This is a genomic window from Streptomyces sp. Tu6071 (genome assembly GCF_000213055.1).
In the GTDB taxonomy this organism is placed as follows: Bacteria; Actinomycetota; Actinomycetes; order Streptomycetales; family Streptomycetaceae; genus Streptomyces; species Streptomyces evansiae.
Map to the genome: position 1 here is coordinate 2,901,945 of NZ_CM001165.1, position 22,143 is coordinate 2,924,087.

At 72.9% G+C, this 22,143-nt stretch carries 17 protein-coding genes and 1 rRNA gene (1 of these 18 cut by a window edge); 7 read left to right on the top strand and 11 right to left on the bottom strand.

The features are described 5' to 3' along the window. Window positions 1-77 (bottom strand): 16S ribosomal RNA (locus STTU_RS11775) (it extends 1,452 nt beyond the left edge of the window). 110 nt (window positions 78-187) lie between these two features. On the opposite strand from STTU_RS11775, the gene STTU_RS34615 reads away from it, so the two are divergent. Continuing rightward, on the top strand, window positions 188-508 hold the full coding sequence (locus STTU_RS34615) for a hypothetical protein (RefSeq protein WP_158678789.1): 321 nt from the start codon (window positions 188-190) through the stop codon (window positions 506-508). A gap of 110 nt (window positions 509-618) precedes the next feature. On the opposite strand, the gene STTU_RS11780 is transcribed toward STTU_RS34615, so the two are convergent. Further along, entirely contained in the window at window positions 619-2,331 is a 1,713-nt protein-coding gene (locus STTU_RS11780; protein ID WP_007822961.1) for a glycoside hydrolase family 71/99-like protein, read from the bottom strand. 171 nt (window positions 2,332-2,502) lie between these two features. After that, window positions 2,503-4,716, bottom strand: coding sequence for an ROK family protein (locus STTU_RS32975; RefSeq protein ID WP_007822962.1), 2,214 nt, complete (start codon window positions 4,714-4,716; stop codon window positions 2,503-2,505). 252 nt (window positions 4,717-4,968) lie between these two features. Here STTU_RS32975 and STTU_RS11790 point away from each other — a divergent pair, with 252 nt between their 5' ends. The 4 genes from STTU_RS11790 to STTU_RS11805 all read left to right on the top strand — a co-directional run bounded on the left by STTU_RS11790 (window position 4,969) and on the right by STTU_RS11805 (window position 11,880). Continuing rightward, window positions 4,969-5,889, top strand: a complete 921-nt coding sequence (locus STTU_RS11790) for an ABC transporter permease (RefSeq protein WP_007822963.1) — start codon at window positions 4,969-4,971, stop codon at window positions 5,887-5,889. Further along, on the top strand, window positions 5,886-6,869 hold the full coding sequence (locus tag STTU_RS11795; protein WP_043254922.1) for a carbohydrate ABC transporter permease: 984 nt from the start codon (window positions 5,886-5,888) through the stop codon (window positions 6,867-6,869). Before STTU_RS11790 ends, STTU_RS11795 begins: the two co-directional genes overlap by 4 nt. 126 nt (window positions 6,870-6,995) lie before the next feature. Further along, a complete protein-coding gene (locus STTU_RS11800) occupies window positions 6,996-8,615 on the top strand; it encodes an extracellular solute-binding protein (RefSeq protein WP_007822965.1) in 1,620 nt (539 codons plus the stop codon). 169 nt (window positions 8,616-8,784) lie between these two features. Next, complete coding sequence (locus tag STTU_RS11805) at window positions 8,785-11,880, top strand: alpha-mannosidase (RefSeq protein WP_007822966.1); 3,096 nt, start codon at window positions 8,785-8,787, stop codon at window positions 11,878-11,880. A 47-nt stretch (window positions 11,881-11,927) separates the two neighbouring features. Here the strand turns inward: STTU_RS11805 and STTU_RS11810 are convergent, their stop codons facing one another. From STTU_RS11810 to STTU_RS11840, 7 genes are all read right to left on the bottom strand, one after another. After that, complete coding sequence (locus STTU_RS11810; protein WP_007822967.1) at window positions 11,928-12,560, bottom strand: hypothetical protein; 633 nt, start codon at window positions 12,558-12,560, stop codon at window positions 11,928-11,930. A 121-nt stretch (window positions 12,561-12,681) separates the two neighbouring features. Beyond that, a complete protein-coding gene (gene ahcY, locus STTU_RS11815) occupies window positions 12,682-14,142 on the bottom strand; it encodes an adenosylhomocysteinase (protein ID WP_007822968.1) in 1,461 nt (486 codons plus the stop codon). Window positions 14,143-14,495: 353 nt separating this feature from the next. Further along, complete coding sequence (locus STTU_RS11820; RefSeq protein ID WP_007822969.1) at window positions 14,496-15,479, bottom strand: cation diffusion facilitator family transporter; 984 nt, start codon at window positions 15,477-15,479, stop codon at window positions 14,496-14,498. Window positions 15,480-15,630: 151 nt separating this feature from the next. After that, the gene (manA, locus tag STTU_RS11825) at window positions 15,631-16,794 is read right to left on the bottom strand and encodes a mannose-6-phosphate isomerase, class I (RefSeq protein ID WP_007822970.1); all 1,164 of its coding nucleotides are present in this window, start codon (window positions 16,792-16,794) and stop codon (window positions 15,631-15,633) included. Between the two features lie 108 nt (window positions 16,795-16,902). Next, window positions 16,903-18,018, bottom strand: a complete 1,116-nt coding sequence (locus STTU_RS11830) for an SIS domain-containing protein (protein ID WP_007822971.1) — start codon at window positions 18,016-18,018, stop codon at window positions 16,903-16,905. A 210-nt stretch (window positions 18,019-18,228) separates the two neighbouring features. Then, window positions 18,229-18,411, bottom strand: a complete 183-nt coding sequence (locus tag STTU_RS11835) for a Trm112 family protein (RefSeq protein WP_007822972.1) — start codon at window positions 18,409-18,411, stop codon at window positions 18,229-18,231. A gap of 107 nt (window positions 18,412-18,518) precedes the next feature. Beyond that, window positions 18,519-19,880: a phosphomannomutase/phosphoglucomutase gene (locus tag STTU_RS11840; RefSeq protein WP_043254926.1), complete on the bottom strand. Its 1,362-nt coding sequence runs from the start codon at window positions 19,878-19,880 to the stop codon at window positions 18,519-18,521. A gap of 310 nt (window positions 19,881-20,190) precedes the next feature. Between STTU_RS11840 and STTU_RS11845 the strand changes: the two genes are divergently transcribed. After that, window positions 20,191-20,718 carry a hypothetical protein gene (locus STTU_RS11845; protein ID WP_007822974.1) on the top strand — a complete coding sequence of 176 codons (528 nt, stop codon included), beginning with the start codon at window positions 20,191-20,193 and terminating at the stop codon, window positions 20,716-20,718. 13 nt (window positions 20,719-20,731) lie between these two features. Here the strand turns inward: STTU_RS11845 and STTU_RS11850 are convergent, their stop codons facing one another. Further along, window positions 20,732-21,103, bottom strand: coding sequence for a DUF3499 domain-containing protein (locus STTU_RS11850; protein WP_007822975.1), 372 nt, complete (start codon window positions 21,101-21,103; stop codon window positions 20,732-20,734). 584 nt (window positions 21,104-21,687) lie between these two features. Here STTU_RS11850 and STTU_RS11855 point away from each other — a divergent pair. After that, the gene (locus STTU_RS11855; protein ID WP_007822981.1) at window positions 21,688-22,137 is read left to right on the top strand and encodes a metallopeptidase family protein; all 450 of its coding nucleotides are present in this window, start codon (window positions 21,688-21,690) and stop codon (window positions 22,135-22,137) included. Window positions 22,138-22,143 lie beyond the last annotated feature (6 nt).

Below are 22,143 nucleotides of genomic sequence, written 5' to 3' on the forward strand. Positions count from 1 at the left end.
GCGGTTCATCGTTCGACTTGCATGTGTTAAGCACGCCGCCAGCGTTCGTCCTGAGCCAGGATCAAACTCTCCGTGAATGTTTTCCCGTCATCGGGAGACACCACGAGAGCGGAACCGGGAGAGGAATAATCTCCCAGGTTCACAGCGTCCTCGCTGTGTGTATTCAAAGGAACCTCAACCTCAGGCCATGAAGACCATCGGTCGGGGTATCAACATATCTGGCGTTGACTTTTGGCACGCTGTTGAGTTCTCAAGGAACGGACGCTTCCTTCGTACTCACCCTCTCGGGCTTTCCTCCGGGCGTTTTCCCTTCGGTATTTCGTGTTTCCGACTCTACCAGATCCTCGCGGACCTGATTTCCTCGGTGCTTTCCGGTTCCCGGCCCGGCCCTTCGGCCTTTCCGTTTCCCTTTCGGCGTTTCCGACTTTATCAGATCTTCGGCGGCCGTTTTACCGGCTGTCCTTCGTTCCGCATTGTTCGGAGAAGTGCCCACCCTGTTCCGCTGTGAGGCGGTTCTTTCGGGGCGTGGAGGACAGTAGCAGGTCGTCAGGGCGCGATGCACATCCGGTGGGCGCCCCCTCGAACCGCCGTTCGCCGAGGGGGCTCCCACCCGTGCCGTCAGCGGTTCGTGACGGTGAGGTCGTCCACGGACGCGGTGCCCGTGCCCGGTGCCGTGACCAGGATCTTCGTGATGCGGTGGCCTCGCGCGGAACCGTTGAGGCGGCTGGTCACCTTGGTCCACGCGGAAAGGGGGACCTTGCCCGCGGGACGGGTACGGACCGTCCTGCCGTTGTCGAGGAGGAGGTCGACGGTGACCGCGCGGCCCGCGGCGTCGGCGGGGCTCAGGTAGTAGGTCAGCTCCGTCTTCCGCGTCACGGGGATGTCCACGTCGAAGACGCCGTACGAGGTCGGGGCCGCCGCCGTGCCGTCCGGTCGGCCCTGCGCCCCCTTCACCGTGAGCGACGTGTTCCCCCGGTGTGCCTTCCCCCCGGACGTCGTCACCGCGAGCCCCGTCGTCGGGCGGGCGTCCGTGCCCGGCTCGAACCCGGTGCGGAACTGGACGGGGCCCGTCGACGGGGGAATGGGGATCTTCGGGTCGAGCGGATCGCGGCCACTGATCATGCCGGTGGCCGCGCCCGCGAGGCGGAGGTAGAAGTCGGCGGAGAGATAGGTGCCGTCCGCGCTCGTCGTCTGGAAGTACTGGTCGGTGGGGATCATCGAGGAGTCCTCGGCGGCCGGGGCGATCGCGGTGGCCTCGTCGTACTCGTCGAACATCGCGAGGAACGCCTGTCCCACGCCGGCCTTCCTGACGTTCACCGCCTGCTGCCACAGGAAGTCGCCGGAGCGGCGGGGGATCTCGTTGCGCGGGCCGTCCTTCCAGTTGGACCAGGAGAAGCCCGGATAGATCACCGGGAGGTAGTCCTGCCCGCGCGGGGTGAGCGCGGCCAGGTCGGCGGCGATCTGCGGGGCGTTGTCGCCCGCGTTGCCGACCATCCACGGGGAGAGCATGTCGAGCGCCTGGTAGACGGGGCCGAAGCCCGGCTTCGCGTTGGAGTCGGTGCGCCAGCCCGTCGGGACGCCCCCGACCACGTAGAGGCCCTTGCTCCTGAACCAGTTCACGATCCGCTCGGACTGCTCCGCCGAGCCGGGACGGTTGCTGAAGCCGAGGCCCCACAGCTCGACGACGGGTTTGCCGTCCTGGTGGACGTAGGCGGGGGAATCGGTGAGGTGGAGGGAACCGGTGACGACGTTCGTCCAGTCGTCCTGGAGCACCTGCTCGAAGTTCGCGTCGGTGAGGCCGCTGACGTCGTACTCGACGTAGAAGCCGCGGCCCGTGCGCTCGGCCGCCTTGCGGGCCTTGTCGGCGACGGAGTTGCGGACGGCGGCGCGCGGTGAGGCGGGGTCGGAGACATCGCTGCCGAAGCGCTGGAGGGCGGCGCCGTCGAGGCCGTTGTCGCGCATCCAGTCGAAGTGCTGCTCGACGACGGCGCTCGGGTACGAGGAGAAGAGGCGGGCCGGGTCGCCGTTGCCGAGCGGGGCGTAGCCCGTGCCGGCGAGGACGGAGTCCGGGTAGGCGCGGGTGTCCGGCCACAGCTCGAAGGTCTGGTTGCCCGGCGAGGGCTGCGACCCCGCCCAGTGGCGCCAGGCGCCGAGCGGGGAGCCGTCGGAGGGGTGGTTGAACCAGCCCTGGTAGCCCGCGTAGACGTGGCCCTTGAGGGTGGGGGGTGCGGCGGTGGGGCTCGCCGCTCCGGCCTGGGTGCCGAGAGCGGTGGCCAGGAGGGTGAGGCTCGCGGCGGCGGCGAGGGAGAGACGGGTACGGCGTCTGGGCATGGGGGGTCCTCGGTTCCGTGGAGGGAGCTTCGGGGACGAGCGCGGCACCGGTGAGGTGCCGCCATGAAAATCCCTCGGATGTACCTCGTCAACCGGTTGGACGAAAGCGATTTCCCTGCGCTGTACGGAAGATGGGGGCGCGTACGCCTCATATCTTTCCCTTGTGGCCGGTTAGTTCCTTGCCCGTCGTCCGGCCTTCAGGCTGGGCGTGAAGGTGGCGTGGAAGACGCTGGACGCCGCGCCGACCGCCGCTGCCTCCTCGCCCAAATGGGAGGGGGCGACGCGGACCGTGCGGACGTGGTGGGCGAGCGGGAAGGTGTTGACGGCGGCGGTGATGACGTCGAGGTAGCGGGCGCGGACGCCGGGGAGGACGGCGGGGCCGCCGACGATGAGGAGTTCGGTGTCGAAGAGCCCGACGAGCCCGGCAGCGCCCCGGGCGAGGACGCGCGCCACGCCGTCGACGACCTCGCGGACGGCGGGATCGCCCTCGGCGGCGCGCGCGCAGACCCACGGGTAGGCGTCCTCGCCGCGCGGCACGGGCAGTCCGGCGGCGCGGACGCGGGCGAGAGTCGTGGAGATGGGGGCGCACTCCTCGGCGGAGCGCGGCACGTCGTCGTCCCCGGCGGCCCGGGGGCGCGGGGCGCACAGTTCGCCCAGCTCGCCCGCGTTCCCCGTCGCGCCCCGGTGCACGTCGCCGTTGAGGAAGGCGCCGCTGCCCGCGCCCGCTCCCAGGTACAGGTACACGAAGTCCTCGGCGCGTTCGGCGGCGCCGAGCCAGCGTTCGCCGATGGCCGCCGCCGTCGCGTCCTTCTCGACGACGACGGGGCTGCCGAGCCGGGCGCTGAGTTTCGCGCCGACGTCCACGCGGTCCCAGCCCTCGAAGAGCGGCGGGTCGAGCAGGACGCCCGCGCGCCGGTCGAGCGGTCCCGGCAGCGCGGCCCCGTACCCCAGCACGGGCCCGCCGTCCGGCACTTCGGCCGCTGCCTCGCGGGCGAGCGCGGCCATCTGGGCGAGGCACCAGTCGGGGTCGCGGGGGGCTTCGAGCGGCATCCGGCGGCGGGCGACGACCTGGCCGCACAGGTCGACGGCGACGGCCGTGATCATCCACGGGTCGAGGTGGATGCCGACCGCGTACCCGGCGTCCGGGCGCAGGCGCAGCGGGATGCGGGGCTTGCCCGCGCCGGCCGAGCGGCCCTCGTCCTGCACGATGAGACCCGAGGTCAGCAGGTTGCGGGTGATGCGGGAGACGGCCTGCGGGGTGAGGCCGGTGGAGGCGGCGATCTCGACGCGGCTGAGCGTGCCCGCCTCGCGGATGCTCTCGATGACGAGCTTCTCGTTGTACGAGCCGAGCGCGAGCTGGTTGAAGGCGCGCGGGGCGGGGCGGGGGGCGGACTGCGCCGTGGGCGGGGCGGGGGGACGCACCCAGTGGAGGGGGCCTTCTGCCCCGACATCGGCGGCGGGAGGTCCGGTCAGCGCGGCGGCCAGCGCCACGGGGTCGCGGGCGAGTTCGGCGAGGAGGAGGACGCGGAGGAGGGAGAGGGCGCGGGTCGCGGGGGCGAGGGTGTGGGGCCGGGTGCCTTCGGGGGCCGGGGCGGGGCCGAGGGTGAGGGCGTGGAGGGTGCGGCCGGGGTGGCGTGAGCGGACCGCTTCGAGCAGGTCGTCGTACGCGGGCGGGGCGGACTCCGGTGGGGGCTCCGGGCCTTCGGCGGTGTCGAGTGCGTCGAGCGCCCCGTACACGTAGGCCGTCGCGTCGCGGACGAGCGCGGTGGCGCGGCGGGAGGGGCGGGGGCGGCCCTCGGGGGGTTCGCCGAGGAGGAAGAGGGCGTGCCCGTGGCTCGCGCGGACGGCGAGGAGGTCCAGGTCGCGCAGGGGGCAGGGCGGGTCGGCGGGGACGGTGAGCCCGGCGGTGCCGGGGCCCGCGCCGAGGCCCCAGCGGCGGCGGACGGCGGCGAGGGTGGTGTGCGAGACGCCGGTACGGGCCGCGAGCGCGCGGACCGAGAGGGGGGCCTCGCCGTCCGGGGCGGGCAGGAGCGAGCGAGCGACGAGCGCGGCTTCGTCGACGCGGGAGGGGCGTCCGCTGCGGGGGCGGTGTTCGAGTCCGGCGAGTCCTTCGGCGGCGTAGCGGCGGCGCCAGGTGGTGACGGTGGGGCGGGAGACGCCGAGGCGGCGGGCGCTGTCGATGACGCCCGTACCGGCGGAGGCGTCGAGGACGATCTGCGCGCGCAGGGCGCGGGCGCCGGAGCCGCGTGCCCAGCCGCGCAGGCGGGTGCGGTCGGCGGGGGTGAGGGCGAAGCCCGCGGCGGAGGCCGCGGGCGGGGTCGGCGGAGGGGGCGGCGGCGTGCCCGTCGTGGGGCCCGGCGTCGTATACGTACGTGCCTCGCTCATCGCGCTCCCGCCTCCGTACCGTCACGATCCCCGCTCCGGCGGCTGCCAAAGAACTTAGCTGCCACCTCTGCCCCCTGTACACCCTCCCGCCAAGGGAAGCCCCGCGTGTACCGTCGTAAATCCCTTGCGGCAGCGGACAGAAAGCGCTGTCGGACGCATTGACTCATAGCAATCCATTGATTTTACATAGCGCCCCGAGGGGCCCACCGAGCGAAGGCCGGGCCCGCCCTCCGCCGCTGAAGGGCTCAGCCCATGTCCCAGCTCACTGGCCCACGGAAGAAACGGCGCGTCGATCGCGGCCTCTTCTGGTTCACCGTGCCCGGCATCGCCGTGGTACTGCTCTTCCACTACGTGCCGTTGCTCGGCAACGTCATCGCGTTCCAGGACTACCAGCCGTTCATCGGCATCATGCACAGCCGCTGGTCGGGCCTGGACAACTTCTCCGTCCTCTTCAACGGGGACTCCGCCTTCCTGCACGCGCTCTCGAACACCTTCCAACTCCTGATCATCCAGGTGGTGTTCGTCTTCCCGGCGCCGATCCTGCTCGCGCTGGCGCTCAACAGCCTGGTGAGCGAGCGGGTCAAGAAGGCCGTGCAGAACGTGCTCTACCTGCCGCACTTCCTGTCGTGGGTCGTGGTGGTGGCGCTCTTCCAGCAGATGCTGGGCAGCGGCGGGCTCGTCAACGTCTTCCTGCGCGCGCAGGACCTGGGCACGTGGAACATCATCGGCGACCCCGAGCTCTTCAAGGGCCTGCTGACCTCGCAGGTCATCTGGAAGGACACGGGCTGGGGCACGATCCTCTTCCTCGCCGCGCTCTCGCGGGTCGACACCGATCTGTACGAGGCGGCGGCGATGGACGGCGCGGGGCGGCTGCGGCAGACGTGGCACGTCACGCTCCCCGCGCTGCGCGGGCTCGTCGTCCTGCTGCTGATCCTGCGGCTCGGCGACGCGCTGAGCGTCGGCTTCGAGCAGATCATCCTGCAACAGGCCGGGGTGGGGCTGCCGGCGAGCGAAGTGCTCGACACCTACGTCTACAACAACGGCCTGCTGTCCGGGCAGTGGGGCGTCTCGGCGGCCGTGGGGCTCGTCAAGGGCCTGGTGGGCGTGGTCCTGGTGCTGGGCGCGAACAAGCTCGCGCACTTCTTCGGCGAGGAAGGGATCTACCGCTCATGAGTACCGCGCAACTGCCCACGACGCCCGCGTCGGCCGACGTCCCCGGGCCCCGGGACCGGCGCCCCCCGCGCCCGCCCAAGCGGCGCCGCGTCGACGCGGGGATACCCGGGCAGACCCCGGCCTCGCCGCCGTGGCGGGTCCTGAAGTCCCTCGTCATCCTGCTGTGCTGCCTCGCCGTGATCCTGCCCTTCCTCACGGTCGTCTCGACGTCGCTCGCCGACACCGCGCAGGTCAACGAGGCCGGGGGCTTCGTCCTGTGGCCGGACCACCCCTCGTTCGACTCGTACGAGGCGATCCTGCGCGGCGGGCTCGTGACCCGGGCGATGGCGGTGAGCATCGGCGTGACGGTCGTCGGTACGGCGCTGAGCCTGCTCTCCAGCATCACGCTCGCCTACGGGCTGAGCCGGCCCGGGTCCTTCGGGCACAAGCCGGTGCTGATGATCCTGCTCTTCTCGATGCTCTTCGCACCGGGCGTGATCCCCAGCTACCTGCTGATCAAGCAGCTCCATCTCATCAACAGCTACTGGGCGTTGATCCTGCCGACGATGGTGAACGCCTTCAACGTCATCGTCCTGCGCTCCTTCTTCCAGAGCATTCCGCGCGAACTCGTGGACGCGGCACGGATCGACGGGGCGAACGAGCTGAACATCCTGACGAAGGTCGTGTTGCCGCTCTCGCGCGCGTCGGTCGCCGTCGTCGGGCTCTTCTACGCGGTCTCGTACTGGAACGCCTTCTTCAACGCGCTGCTGTACATGAACGAGTCGGCGAAGTGGCCCATGCAGCTCGTCCTGCGCACGTACGTGGTGAACAACGCGGCGATCGGCGCGGGCGAGGCGTCCGCCGCCGGGGCGCCGCTGCCGCCCTCGCAGGCGCTCCAGGCGGCGATCATCGTGCTCTCGATCGTGCCGATCGTGCTCGTGTACCCGTTCCTGCAGCGGCACATGAACAAGGGCGTGATGATCGGCGCCGTGAAGGGCTGAGGCCCCCCTTGACGGTACGGGGCCGGGTGCGCGTCCGGTTCCGTTGCCGGGCGGTTCCCCGCCCCGGCCCCGTACCCCCGTTCCAGGACTCTTCCGCATTCCGGCTCATCACGAAGGAGCAGCCCCATGGGTGCCCCCATCTCGCGCAGAGGACTGCTGCGCGCTTCGGCGGGAGCGGCGGCGGGCCTCGCGCTCGCGAGCTGCGGCGACGGCGGTCCCGCGATCCCGCTCGCGGACAACGCGAAGGTCGAACTGCCCGACTACGTCCCGTACAAGGGCGTCAAGCCCGCGCTCGCCGGTACGAAGGGCGGCGTGCTCAACGGTTACCGGCACTACCCGGCGGACCCGGCCCGCGCCTTCCCCGACGGGCCGCCCGCGAAGGGGCCCGGGGTCCGCGTCATGACGCTCACCTTCAACCCCGTACCGCCGCCGCAGGGCCGCAATCCGTACTGGCGGGCGCTCAACGAGCAGCTCGGCACGGACCTCGATGTCGAGATCGTGCCCGTGGGCGACTACCCCAACAAGTTCTCGGTCGTCGTCGCGGGCGGGGACCTCCCGGACGCGATGCTCGTGCTGCCGACCGCGAGCCAGCAGCCGGCGATGTTCAACGCGCTCTTCGAGGACCTGACCGAGCACCTGTCGGGCCCGGCGGTGCGCGAGTACCCGTACCTCGCCAACATCCCCACCGACGCCTGGCGCTGGACCGTCTACAACGGCGGGATCTACGCGCTGCCGATGCCGCGCGCGAACGCGGGCAGCATCATGTTCTACCGCTCCGACCGTTTCAAGGAGCGCGAACTCGACCCGAACCCGGGGGACTTCAAGGAGTTCCAGCAGTTGTGCAGGGACGTCTCCGACCCCAAGCACAGCCGGTACGCGCTCGGCGACCCGATCACGACGCTGAACTTCATGATGGAGATGGTGGGCGGGCCGAACATCTGGCGCGAGAAGAACGGGAAGTTCACCTTCTGGCTGGAGTCCGAGGAGATCAAGGAAGCGCTCGACGCCGCGCGCAAGCTCACTCAGGAGCACCTGCTCCACCCCGACGCGTACAGCGTCGTCGGCAAGTTCAAGGACTGGTTCGGCAACGGGCAGATCGCGCTGCACTACGACGGCAACGCGGGCTGGAACGACTTCTACCGGCAGTACGCGCAGAACAACAAGGGCCTGGAGATCGACGGGATGCTCGCCCCGGGCTTCGACGGCGGCAAGGGCAGCCACTGGGCCGGGTACTCCAGCTTCGCCGTCCTCGCGATCAAGAAGGCACCCAAGTCCCGCGTGCGGCAGATCCTCCGGCTCGCCAACGCGATGGCCGCGCCCTTCGGCACCGACGCGTACAAGCTGCGCAAGTACGGCATCGAGGGCCACGACCACGAGCGGCGGGGCACCGACCCGATCCTCACGCCGGACGGCACGACCGAGACCGCGCTGCCCACCGGGTTCATCACCGACGCGCCGCTCTCGCTCTACTTCCCCGAGCGCCCCGACGTGGTCGACCGCCAGCACTCCTTCCAGACGCGGGCCGCCGAGGTCCTCGTCCGCAACCCGACCGAGGGCATCTACTCGGAGACCAACGCGAAGACGTTCGGCGCGCTCAAGCTCAAGACCGACGACGTCCTCAAGGGCATCATGCAGGGCCGCAACAAGCTCTCCTCGCTCGACGAGACCGTCCGCATGTGGCGGCGCGAGGGCGGCGACCAGATGCGCGCCGAGTACGAGAAGGCGTGGGCGAGCCTGCACGGCTGACCCGGCCGGGGCCGGGCGCGCGGCGCGGGCGGAACGGCCCGCACCCGCGCCGGACCACCCCGCCGCCGATGGCCTCGGCGCCCGCGCCGGAGCACACCGAAAGCCCCCTTTTCCCCCGTATCCTCCCTACTCCCCCACCCCGCACCACCACCCGAGGAGCACCCTCACCATGCACGACGACCGGACCGCGACCGAGGACCGCATCGCACGGTTCGTCTCCAGCAGGCTGCGACCCGCCCTCCACTCCGAGCCGCTGCCGCTCTCGCTGGAGGTGTGGCGGGTGCCCGGGGAGCCGGTGCCCGTCGCCGAGGCGCTGCGGGCCACGTACGAGCCCTTCGAGGCCGGCGCGTACTGGGGCCCGGCCTGGGGCACGACATGGCTGCGCGCGAAGGGCACCGTGCCCGCGCACTGGGCGGGCAGGCGGGTCGAGGCCGTCTTCGACCTCGACTTCGACCTCACGCAGGGGCCCGGCGGGCAGGCCGAGGGCTTCGTGCACACCGCCGCCGGGGAACCCCTCCAGGGCCTGCACCCCTACCACCGCACGGTGCGCCTCGCCGAACCCGCCACCGGGGGCGAGGAGATCGACCTCCTCGTCGAACTCGCGGCGAACCCCAAGATCGCGGGCAGCGCGGCGATCGGGATGCGGTACAGCTCCCTGCGGACCGCCGGGGACGAGCCCCTGTACCGGCTGCTCGTCGCCGACCTCGCGGTGCGCGAGGAGGACGTGTGGCACCTGCTCCAGGACATGAGCGTCCTGGACGAACTCATGCGCCAGCTCCCGGAGTCGGCGCCCCGGCGGTGGGAGATCCTGCGGGCGCTCGACAAGGTCGTGGACGTCGTCGACCCGTGGGACGTGGCGGCGACGGCCGCGCGGGGCCGCGAGGTCCTGGCCGATGTCCTCGCGCGGCCCGCGCACGCCTCCGCGCACACCGTGCACGCGGTCGGGCACGCGCACATCGACTCGGCGTGGCTGTGGCCGCTGCGCGAGACGGTCCGCAAGTGCGCCCGGACGTTCACGAACGTCACCGCGCTCGCCGAGGAGTACCCCGAACTCGTCTTCGCCTGCTCCTCCGCGCAGCAGTACGCGTGGATGAAGGAGCGACGACCCGACGTGTACGCGCGGATCAGGAAGGCCGTGGACGAGGGGAGTTTCGTGCCGGTGGGCGGCATGTGGGTGGAGGCGGACGGGAATCTGCCGGGCGGCGAGGCCCTGGCCCGCCAACTCGTCTACGGACGGCGGTTTTTCGCCGAGGAGTTCGGGGTCGAGCAGGACGGCGTGTGGCTCCCCGACTCCTTCGGCTACAGCGCCGCGTACCCGCAGCTCGCGAAGCTGGCGGGCGCGCGCTGGTTCCTCACGCAGAAGCTCTCGTGGAACGCCGTGAACCGGCTGCCGCACCACACCTTCGACTGGGAGGGCATCGACGGCACCCGCATCCTCACCCACTTCCCGCCCGTCGACACGTACAACTGCGAGCTGACCGGGCGCGAACTCGCGCACGCGGAGGCGAACTTCGCGGAGAAGGGGGTCGCGGGACGCTCGCTCGCGCCGTTCGGCTTCGGGGACGGGGGCGGCGGGCCGACCAGGGAGATGATGGAGCGGGCCCGGCGCCTGCGGGACCTGGAGGGCTCGCCCCGCGTCGAGGTCACCAAGCCCTCGGACTTCTTCGCGACCGCCGACCGCGAGTACCCGGACCGGCCGGTGTGGCGGGGCGAGTTGTACCTGGAGAACCACCGGGGCACGTACACGAGCCAGGCGCGCACGAAGCGCGGCAACCGGCGCGCGGAGGCGCTGCTCCGGGAGGCCGAGCTGTGGGCGGCCACGGCGGCGGTCCGGGGCGGGCACGCGTACCCGTACGAGGAGTTGGAGGCCCTGTGGCGGCGGGTGCTGCTCCACCAGTTCCACGACATCCTGCCCGGCACGTCGATCGCCTGGGTGCACGAGCAGGCCGAGGAGATGTACCGCGAGGCGCACGCGGCGCTGGAGGGCATCATCGGGGCCGCAGCGGGTGAACTCGGTGCGTCCGGCGAGGGGTTCGCGGTGCTGAACGCGGCGCCGCAGGAGCGTACGGAGGTCGTCGTGGTGCCCGGCGGGGTCGCGGGCGGGCAGGAGCTGGCGGACGGCTCGCGCGCCGTGCTCGCGCACGCCCCGGCGCTCGGCGCGGGGACCCTGGACGGCGGCGGGGACGGCCCGCAGCCGGTCACCGCGGGCGAGGAGAACGGGGACCTCGTCCTCGACAACGGCCTCGTACGGGTGCGGATCGACCGGGCCGAAGGGCTCGTGCGCTCGGTACGGGACCTGGGCGCGGACCGCGAGACGCTCGCCCCGGACGAGCCGGGCAACCTGCTGCAACTGCACCACGACGACCCCACGCTGTGGAGCGCGTGGAACCTCGACGCGTCCTACCGCAACACCGTCCGCGACCTCACCGCGGCCGAGTCGGTCGAGCTGGTCGAGCCGGGACCGCTGCTCGCCCGGGTGCGCGTGACGCGCGCCTTCGGAGCGTCCCGGCTCGTCCAGGACCTCGAACTGACGGCCGGGGCACGGCGGTTGGTGGTCCGTACGGATATCGACTGGCAGGAGCGGGACGCCGTGCTGAAGGCGGCGTGGCCGCTCGACGTGCACGCCGGGCACGAGAGCGCGGAGGTGCAGTTCGGGCACGTCCAGCGGCCCACGCACGAGAACACGAGCTGGGACGCGGCCCGCTTCGAGGTGTGGCAGCACCGGTGGGTGCACGTCGGCGAGCACGGTTTCGGCGCGGCACTGCTCACGGACTCGACGTACGGGCACGACGTGCGGCGGCACACGCGCGCGGACGGCGGTACGACGACGACGCTGCGGCTCTCCCTCCTGCGCGCCCCGCACAGCCCGGACCCCGAGGCGGACCGGGGGCGGCACGCCTTCGCGTACGCGCTGGAGGCGGGGACCGGCATCGGGGGCGCGGCGGCCGGGGGATACGCGCTCAACCTGCCCCTGCGGGTCGTGCCGGGCGGTGCGGGCGCTCCGCTCGTGACCGTCTCGCACCCGGACGTGCTCGTGGAGGCGGTGAAGCTCGCGGACGACCGTTCGGGGGACGTCGTCGTGCGGCTCTACGAGTCGCGGGGCGGTGCGGTGCGGGCCTCGCTCGGGGCGGGGTTCGCGGTGGGCTCGGCGGCGGTGACGGATCTGCTGGAGGAGCCGGTGTCGGAGCTGGAGGTCGTGGAGGGACGGGTCGCGCTGGCGCTGCGGCCGTTCCAGATCCTGACGGTGCGGCTGCGCCGGAGCTGACGGGCGGATGACGAGGGGGGCGGCCGGTGCACCGGCCGCCCCCTCCGTCATTCCCCGGGCTCCGGCGGGAACTCGTTCGGCGGTGACTCCAGGTCCTCCAGCTCGATCCCCGGGGCGGCGAGGACGACGTCCCCGGCCACGTGCACGTCGTGCCGCTCCCCCGTCTCCAGGTCGCTGACCTGGTACGAGTCCACGCGCAGGAGTCCGTTGTCGGTGGCGTGTGCTTGGGTGTCCGTCAGTTGCCAGGACTGGTCGGCCGTCCTGGTGGCGAGTACCGGTGCGCTGAAGGAGACCAGCCGGATGCGGGTGGGGGGAGATTGCGGGGTGAGGCGGAGGAGCCGGGCGGTGGCGACGTAGAAGGCGGGGGACGTGCCGCCGAAGGCGTGGGCGCGCGCGTTGCCCTCGGTGGCGTGGTTCCCCTCCGGGTCCGACCTGACCCAGGTGAGCCCTTCGAGTGCGCCGCCGCGGACCTGCCAGCCGCCCGCGCGCAGTTCGAGTCGCAGGGGACGCCCGCGCGAGTCGAGCGTGAGGTCGACGGAACCGGCGTCCGGCTCGCCCACGGGGGTGGTGAGCCGGGCGACGTACCGCCAGCCGGAGGGTCCCGGCGCGCACTGGAAGTGCTCCTCGGCGAGGAGGCGGCCGTCGTGCGGGTCGTGGAGGGAGTAGCGGCCTCGGGGCATCGGGGGGTGTCCTGGGGTGGGTGCTCGGGGGAAGCGGGGGAAGCGGGACGGCCCGGAAGCGCGGGGGCTTCCGGGCCGTCCTCACCTGCTCCGGCGGGCGTGATTCCGCGCCCGCGGGGGCTCAGTAGCGGTAGTGGTCCGACTTGTACGGACCCTCGACCTGTACCCCGATGTACTCGGCCTGCTCCGGGCGGAGCGTCGTGAGCTTGACGCCGAGCGCGGCGAGGTGGAGGCGGGCGACCTTCTCGTCGAGCGCCTTCGGCAGCACGTAGACGCCGACGGGGTACTCCTCCGGCTTCGTGAACAGCTCGATCTGCGCGATCGTCTGGTCGGCGAAGCTGTTGGACATGACGAAGGAGGGGTGACCGGTCGCGTTGCCGAGGTTGAGCAGGCGGCCCTCGGAGAGCACGATGATCTTCTTGCCGTCGGGGAAGGTCCAGGTGTGGACCTGCGGCTTGACCTCGTCCTTGACGATGCCGGGGATCTTCGCGAGACCGGCCATGTCGATCTCGTTGTCGAAGTGGCCGATGTTCCCGACGATGGCCTGGTGCTTCATCCTGGCCATGTCGCTCGCCATGATGATGTCCTTGTTGCCGGTCGTCGTGACGAAGATGTCGCCCTTGTCGACGACGTCGTCCAGCGTCGTCACCTGGTAGCCGTCCATCGCGGCCTGGAGGGCGCAGATGGGGTCGATCTCGGTGATGATGACGCGGGCGCCCTGGCCGCGCAGCGACTCGGCGCAGCCCTTGCCGACGTCGCCGTAGCCGCAGACGACGGCGGTCTTGCCACCGATGAGGACGTCGGTGGCGCGGTTGATGCCGTCGATGAGGGAGTGGCGGCAGCCGTACTTGTTGTCGAACTTCGACTTCGTCACGGCGTCGTTCACGTTCATCGCCGGGAAGAGCAGCGAGCCGTCGCGCTGCATCTCGTAGAGGCGGTGCACGCCGGTGGTGGTCTCCTCGGTCACGCCGCGGATCTCCGAGGCCAGCTTGGTCCACTTCCGGGAGCCGGCGGAGATGGTGCGGGTGAGCAGTTCGAGGATGACGCGGTGCTCGTCGTTCTCGGCCTCGGTGGCCGGGTCGGGGACCTTGCCGTCCTTCTCGTAGGCGACGCCCTGGTGCACGAGGAGGGTGGCGTCACCGCCGTCGTCGAGGATCATGTTCGGGCCGCCCGTGGGGGCGTCGGCCCAGGTGAGCGCCTGCTCGGTGCACCACCAGTACTCCTCCAGGCTCTCGCCCTTCCAGGCGTAGACCGGGACGCCCTGGGGGTTGTCCGGGGTGCCGTCCGGGCCGACCGCGATGGCGGCGGCGGCGTGGTCCTGGGTGGAGAAGATGTTGCAGGAGGCCCAGCGGACCCGGGCGCCGAGGGCGGTCAGGGTCTCGATGAGGACGGCGGTCTGCACCGTCATGTGCAGGGAGCCGGTGATGCGGGCGCCCTTGAGCGGCTGCGTCTCGGCGTACTCGGCGCGCAGCGCCATGAGGCCGGGCATCTCGTGCTCGGCGAGGGTGATCTCCTTGCGGCCGAAATCGGCGAGGGAGAGGTCGGCGACCTTGAAGTCCTGCGGTGTGGTGGCGGACGTCATGCTGTGCTGCTCCTCGGGTCGGGGCGCGTGTACGGGTGTGCTGGCCGCGCGGGAGCGGGTCCGGGGCGCTCCGGACCGGCCAGTACGCCCGTACGCGTACGTACGGGGGCGCGCGCTCGTCCGCGGACGAGGCGTGCCGGGCCGGACGCGGACACACGTGTCCCGTCCCCTTGCGCGGCGCAGTCCGTCGGAGGCCCTCTCTCCCTCGGCCGGTCCCCTCGCGGAGGCCGCCCGACCGCCATCAGCAGCGACGTCTGGCTGTCCCCCAAGCTACCAGCCCTGCCCGGAGGAGACAGGGGGCCCGGGAGGACGGTGTCCTTCCCGGGCCCCCGCGTGGCGCGCTGCCGTGACGGTCAGTGATCCTCGGCCGGGTGGGGGACGGGACCGCCCGGGGTGGCCTCCGGCTGCGGGCCCGCGGCGGCCTCCGCCTCGGTGAAGATGTCCGGCTCCAGGTAGATCACGCGGGCGATCGCGACGGCCTCGCGGACGCGGGACTCGGCGCCGTCGATGGCCTCGGTGATCTCCGTGCCCGTCGCGTCGGGACGCACCGCGATCTTCGCGGCGACGAGAAGTTCCTCCGGGCCGAGGTGGAGCGTGCGCATGTGGATGACGCCGGTGACGAGGGTGCCGTCGACGAGCGAGGCGGAGATGGTCTCCTCGATCTGCGGGTTCGCGGCCTCGCCGACGAGGAGCGACTTCGTCTCGGCGGCGAGGACGAGCGCGATGAGGATGAGCAGGACGCCGATGCAGAGCGTGCCGATGCCGTCCCAGACGCCGTCGCCGGTCGCGAGCGAGAGGCCGACGCCGCCGAGGGCGAGGACGAGACCGATGAGCGCGCCGAAGTCCTCCAGGAGGACGACGGGCAGTTCGGGGGCCTTCGCCCGGCGGATGTACTCGACCCACGACATCGTGCCGCGCGTCGTGTTCGACTCCTTCACGGCGGTGCGGAAGGACAGGCCCTCCGCGATGATCGCGAAGACGAGGACCCCGACGGGCCAGTACCAGTGCTCCAGCTCGTGCGGGTGCTTGATCTTCTCGTAGCCCTCGTACAGCGCGAACATGCCGCCGACCGAGAACAGGACGATGGAGACGAGGAAGGCGTAGAGGAAGCGCTCGCGGCCGTAGCCGAAGGGGTGCTGCGGCGTGGCGGCGCGCTCGGAGCGCTTCTTGCCGAGGAGGAGCAGTGCCTGGTTGCCGGAGTCGGCGACGGAGTGGACGCCCTCGGCGAGCATCGACGAGGAACCGCTGAAGGCGAAGGCCACGAATTTCGACACGGCGATGGCGAGGTTGGCGGAGAGCGCCGCCACGATCGCCTTGGTGCCGCCTGACGCACTCATCTCTGCTCGTCTCCCCTGTGGGTCGTCTGGGTCGTCGGTGTCGGCCGGTGTTCCCGGGACGCGTCATTCTCCCGTACGGGGGACGGGTGCCCCGGCGCGGGCGGCGGAATCCGCGCCGGGGCGAGGTGAGGGCCGGGCGGGGCCTCCCGGTTCAGACCCGTACGCCCGCGCGGAACAGCGTGCCCTCGCCGTGCGCGGTGACGCGTTCGCCCGCCGGGACGAAGACCGCTTCCCCGGGGCTCAGCGTCTCGTCGCCCGCCGTGACCCGCCCCGCCGTGCACAGCAGGACCTGCGGGCCGGGCGAGGTGAGGTCGGGGGTGGTGGCGTCGGGGACGAGCACATAGCGCGAGAGGCGGAACTCGTCGATGGGGGTCGCGTAGACCTCCTCGCCGTCCGGGGCGGCCTCGGGGCGCTGGACGCCGGGGTCGGTCGCGGCGAAGCGGACGACGCGCAGGAGTTCGGGGACGTCGACGTGCTTGGGGGTGAGGCCGCAGCGCAGCACGTTGTCCGAGTTGGCCATGATCTCGACGCCGAGGCCGTGGAGGTAGGCGTGCGGGACTCCGGCGCCGAGGTAGAGGGCCTGGCCCGGCTGGAGGCGGACGGAGTTGAGGAGCATCGCGGCGAGGACGCCCGGGTCGCCGGGGTAGTCGCGGGCGACGCGGGCGTAGGGCTCGTACGGGCCGCCGAGGCGTTCGCAGGCGAGCGCGGTCTCCTCCACGGTCGCGGCCATGGCGCGCGGCTCGGCGGTGAGGATCGCGGTGAGGACCTCGCGCAGCGCGGCCTCCTCGGGGTGGGCGCGCAGCAGGTCCACGTACGGCTTGAGGCTGTCGACGTCGAGCCCGGCGAGCAGCGCGGCAGCGGCGGTCGGCTCGCGGAAACCGCACAGGCCGTCGAAGGGCGTGAGCGCGCAGATCAGTTCGGGCTTGTGGTTGGCGTCCTTGTAGTTGCGCTCGGGGGCGTCGATCGGGACGCCGCGCCGCTCCTCCTCGGCGAAACCGGCCTCGGCCTGCGCGCGGTCGGGGTGGACCTGGAGCGAGAGCGGCGATCCGGCGGCGAGGACCTTGAGGAGGAAGGGGAGGCGCGGGCCGAACTTCTCCGCGGCGGGGGCGCCGAGTTCGCGTGCGGGGTCGGCGTCGACGACGGCCGAGAGGGCCACGCTGCCGTGCCCGCGGTCGAGGTGCGAGGGGGCCCCGGGGTGCGCGCCGATCCACATCTCGGCCTGCGGTTCGCCGCTGGGCTCGACGCCCAGCAGCTCGGGAATGGCGGTGAGCGAGCCCCAGGCGTAGGGGCGGATGGTGTTGCTGAGGCGATCCATGGTTCCTTCAACGGGCGGGCGGACGGGTGGAGGTCGGCGGCCGGGATCGAGCGTACGGGGCGGGCGGGGCGGGGCGCCGTCCCCCGTCGCGGGTCGGGCGGCCTCCGGCTAGCCCTGCCCCGCCAGGGACAGGTACGCCGCCGTGTACTCGGTGAGGGCGAGGAGTTCGGCCAGGACGTCGAGGTCCTGGCCCTCGGGGAGGGCGAGTTCGGTGAGGGGGACGCGGTGGGCGTGGGCGAGCTCGCGGACGGCGGGGGCCGCGGTGAGGCCGTCCGCGGTGCGGGTGCGGAGCAGGACGACGCGGGGGCGCGGGCCCGAGGTGTCCTCAACGCGGTCGCGGAAGAAGTCGTCCATGCCGTCGTCCCCGCTGTCCGTCTCGGCGGGGCGGCTGAGCAGCGCCGCGTGCGCGGTCAGGGCCTCGGGGAGCGCGGCGGTGAGCGCGGCGCGGCCCGCGCGGGCGGCGAGGAGCCGTACGAGGCGGCGCGCGACGGCGTCCGAGGCGGGGCCCTCGGTCCACAGGAGCGGCAGCGACTCGTCGAGTTCGACGGCGAGGGACTTGGCCGGGTTGGCGCCGGTCGGGGTGACGGGCCCGCAGCGCTCGGCGGTCGCGTCGAGGCGGTCGGCGAGGCGCTGGACCGCCTCCTCGTCGGCGTCGACGAGGCCCGTACGGTCCAGGAGGCCGAGCAGCGGGACGAGGAAGGGCCAGGGCGAGACCGTCCGTTCCCCCTCGGGCGGGGTCGCGAGCGGGAGCGGGAGGCCGCGCGAGCCGTCGACGATCTCGCCGAGCGCGCTGCGGCGCGGGAGGACCGCGACGACGGTGAGGCCGCGCCGGTACGCCTGCTCGGCGAGGAGGCGCAGGCCGGGCTCGGAGCCGTCGGGCGTGGCGATGAGGAGCAGGTCGACGGGGCCGGCCCAGCCGGGGAGCGCCCAGCGCAGCGCGCCGGATGCGGCGGCGACGCCGGTGGGGGCGAGACGGATCACGGGGCAGCCGCCGGCGGCGAGCGCGCTCGTCACGTCGGCGGCGGTCTCGGCGGCCGGGCCCGAGGTCGCGAGCAGGATCGAGCGGGGCCGTCCCTCGGGCTTGAGCGAGGTGAGCCCGGCCTCGGCGGCGAGCCGCTGGGCGGTACGGACCAGGGCTCCGGCCGACGCGGCGGCGGGCAGCAGTCCGTACGGGTCCGCGTGCGCGAGTGCGGCGGGGTCGTCGAGCAGGAGGTCGTCGAGCATGGCGTCTCCCTGGCGGGGCGGCGGGGGGCGGGTCGGGCCGGGTGCCTGGGCCTCGCGCTCACCGGGGCGGGACCGCGGGGCTCCGCCCCGGACCCCGGTCCTCGAACGCCCCCGGCCTTCGGCCGGGAGGTGTCCCCGGGCGCGCTGGATTCGGGGCCGGTCCGGGGTGCGTTTCTCGCGGTGGTGGCGGGACCTGTCGCGCCCGGTTCGTCACTCCGGCTTGCGGGCCTCGTCGACGAGGAGGACCGGGATGTTGTCACGGACCGGGTAGATCAGGCCGCAGTCGGCGCCGGTGCAGACGAGTTCCTCGGCGTCCTCCGTCGTGCGCTCCTTCAGCGGGGAGTGGCAGGCGGGGCAGGCGAGGATCTCCAGGAGGCCGGATTCGAGGGGCATGCGGGGTCCTTCCGCGGGCGGTGACGGGTACGGGGCCAGCCTAGCCCGCCCCTGGTCGGGGCGGACGGGGCGCGTGCGGCGGGAACCGGGGTGTCAGGGGCGGGGTGTCACGGGACCCGTACGAGTCCGAGGACCTCGTCCCGCACCTTCGTCATCGTCCCCGCGTCCCGTGCCTCCACGTTGAGCCGCAGCAGGGGCTCCGTGTTGGAGGGGCGGAGGTTGAACCACCAGTCGGCGGCGGTGACGGTGAGGCCGTCGAGGGTGTCGATCGTGACGTCGGGGGACGCGAAGGCGCGGCGGACGCGGTCGGTCGCCGCGGCCTGGTCGTCCACCGTCGAGTTGACCTCGCCCGAGCCCACGTACCTGTCGTACTGCGCGACGAGTTCCGAGAGCGGTCCTGGCTGTTCGCCGAGCGCGGCGAGGACGTGGAGCGCGGCGAGCATCCCCGTGTCGGCGTTCCAGAAGTCGCGGAAGTAGTAGTGCGCCGAGTGCTCGCCGCCGAAGATCGCGCCGCTGCGTGCCATCTCGGCCTTGATGAAGGAGTGCCCGACGCGGGTGCGCACCGGGGTGCCGCCGTGCTCGCGGACGACCTCGGGGACGGACCAGGAGGTGATGAGGTTGTGGATCACCGTGCCCTCGCCGCCGTTGCGCGCGAGTTCGCGGGCGGCGACGAGCGCGGTGATCGCGGAGGGCGGGACCGGCTCGCCGCGCTCGTCGACGACGAAGCAGCGGTCGGCGTCGCCGTCGAAGGCGAGCCCGAGGTCGGCGCGTTCGGCCCGTACGCGGTCCTGGAGGTCCACGAGGTTGGCCGGGTCGAGCGGATTGGCCTCGTGATGGGGGAAGGTGCCGTCCAGCTCGAAGTACATCGGCACGAGGTCGAGCGGCAGGCCCGCGAGGACGGTGGGGACGGTGTGGCCGCCCATGCCGTTGCCCGCGTCCACGACGACCTTGAGCGGGCGGATGCCGCCGAGGTCGACGAGGGTGCGCAGGTGGCGCGCGTAGTCGCCGAGCGTGTCGCGCGTGGAGAGGGTGCCGGTACGGGCCACGGGGGCCGGGGCGCCCTCCTCGATCCAGCTCTCGACGAGCGCGCGGACGTCGGCGAGCCCGGTGTCCTGCCCGACGGGGGCGGCGCCCGCGCGGCACAGCTTGATGCCGTTGTATTGGGCGGGGTTGTGCGAGGCGGTGAACATCGCGCCGGGCAGGTGGAGCGCGCCCGAGGCGTAGTAGAGCTGGTCGGTCGAGCAGAGCCCGATCGCGGTGACGGAGGCGCCGCGCCCGCGCGCGCCCGCGCCGAAGGCGGCGGCGAGCCCAGGGGACGTGGCCCGCATGTCGTGCCCGACGACGAGCGCCTCGGCGCCCGTCACCTCGGCGAAGGCGGCGCCGAACAGCTCGGCGAGGTGTTCGTCCCACTGCTCGGGGACGGTCCCGCGAATGTCGTACGCCTTCACGATCTGCGACAGATCGGCCACAGCCTGCCTCCCGGTTGCCTGGCTCCCGATTGCTGATCCGCGTCCACCGTCCACCGGTCCCCCGGGCGGGTACGCGGTCGCTCCGGTACGCCCCACAACCTACCCGGCCACGCCCCCGCCCCATGGCCACGGACGGCTCCCGCCCGCTCCGCCACAACCTTTCGCGGCGCGCGCGGGTCTCGGAAGCGGTGACGCCGCTCACGGGCCGTCACCCGCCAGGGGGAGGTACGGGGAGAGAGCCCGGCGGGACGTGCCCGCGCGCCGCGACACCCGTCCCGACCGCGTCCGTTCCCTCCAGGAAGGCTGAGCCGTGCTCGCCCTGCTGCTCGTGCTGTTCGTGCCGCTCGCCGCTCTCACGCTGTGCGGGGTGGTGGTCGCCGTGCTGGTCAAGGCCGTCTCGCTCGCGCTCCCGGGGGGCCGCCCGCGCGGGCGGCGCGAGCTGACGGCCTGGTCGGCGCGGGTGCTCGCGCTCGCGGCGGTCTCCGTCTACGTCATCGGCGCGGGCCTCGTCCAGCTCGACGACCACGAGAGCCGCTCGGGGGCCGATTCCTCGCCCGCCCCGGCCTGCCGTGACGTCGACCCGGCGACGGTCGCGGGCCTGCGGGACTCCCGCGCCTCGTACCTGCCGCTCGGCTTCACCTGCCTCCGCGAGGACGGCTCGACGTACGCGGGCGAGCCCGTCCTGCGCTGGTTCAACGGCATCGGGCTCGGGGGTGTGGCGGGGGCGGTGCTCCTGGGCGCGGCGGCTGCGGGCGCCTCGCGCGGGCGTCCGGTCGGGGACGGCGCTCCCGACGAGCCGGCTCAGGAGGAGCGGCCCGGGGCGGCGGGGGCGCGGTAGGGGGCCCGGCGGCTCAGTTCTCCGGGGAGCGCAGGATGCGGAGGTGGCCCCGGCGGGCGACCTCCATGGGGTCCGCCGCGCGGGGGGCCTCGCGTTCGGCGGGGCGGTCCTGGGGGCGGGCGGCCTCGCGGACCGCGTTGGCGAGCGCTTCGAGGTCGTCGCCGGACGGGCGCGGGGGCGCGGAGGCGTCGGCGAGGCGGACGACCTCCCAGCCGCGCGGCGCGGTGAGCCGTTCCGAGTGCTCGGCGCACAGGTCGTAACAGTGCGGTTCGGCGTACGTGGCGAGGGGCCCGAGGACGGCCGTCGAGTCGGCGTAGACGTACGTCAGCGTGGCGACGGCAGGGCTGCCGCACGCGGTGCGAGAACAACGACGTACAGGGCTCACGGTCCTGGACGGTACCGCACTCTTGAACGGGCCGCGACGACGCCCACCAGCCGGTACGCGCCGTGTCGTGGCCGGAAACCGCCGGTGCGGCCCAAGCCGGGCAGACGGACGGAAACCCCCTTCAGGCCCTCGCCGGTATCCGTTTGAGTCGGCTCGGGGGCAGACCGGTCCTCGTATGTCCGCCGAAGTCGGTACGGGTCGGACAGCGCGGGGCGCGGGGGCGGCGAGACGGTGGGCGGAGCCCCGACGGCGGGCGCGTCTGAAAAGCCGTCACCTGGGTGTCCGGAAAGCGTCGCCGAATACGCCTGTCGCATACGTGTCCCGCATGTGTCGGGGCGGTCGCGGAGGACGCGCGAGGGGCGGGGCGGGGCAGCGGGGCGCGCCCGTACGGTCCCGGGCGCCGGTCCCGTACGGTCGCGGGCGCCGGCCGCGTGCGGTCGCGGCGGCGGTCCCCGTACGACGTCCCCCGCGCCTCCGTGCCCGCCCGGTCCGTCTCCCGTACGCATCCCGCCCGGTCACCGCGCCCGCACGGAGCGTGCCGCCGCATCCCCTCGACGGGCCCCGGGGACTACCCTTCACAAGTGATGGACAGCTCTTTTCCGCCCTCGCCCGCCTCCCGGGGCCCGCGCCGCCGTGATCGCCACGGGCGGGGGATGCGCGGTCCCGTCGCGCCGCCCCAGGTGCCGATCTCGGCGAGCAGGGCGGAGAGCTTCGCCGACCTCGTGCAGGACTCGGTGGACCGTCTCGAACGGCGCTGGCCCCAGCTCGCCGACGTCGACTTCATGGTCCTTGACGTGCCCGGCGGGGGTGCGCCCGCCGACGCCTGGCAGGACGAATCCGTCCCGCTCGGCACGGCGGTGGGCGCGAAGGACGGCCGTCCCCCGGTCGTCGTCGTCTACCGCCGCCCGGTCGAGATCCGCAGCAAGGGCCGCGAGGAGCGTGCCCTGCTCGTGCACGAGGTCGTGGTCGAGCAGGTCGCCGAGCTTCTCGGCCTCACCCCGGAATCGGTGGACCCGAGGTACGGGGAGGAGTGAGGACCC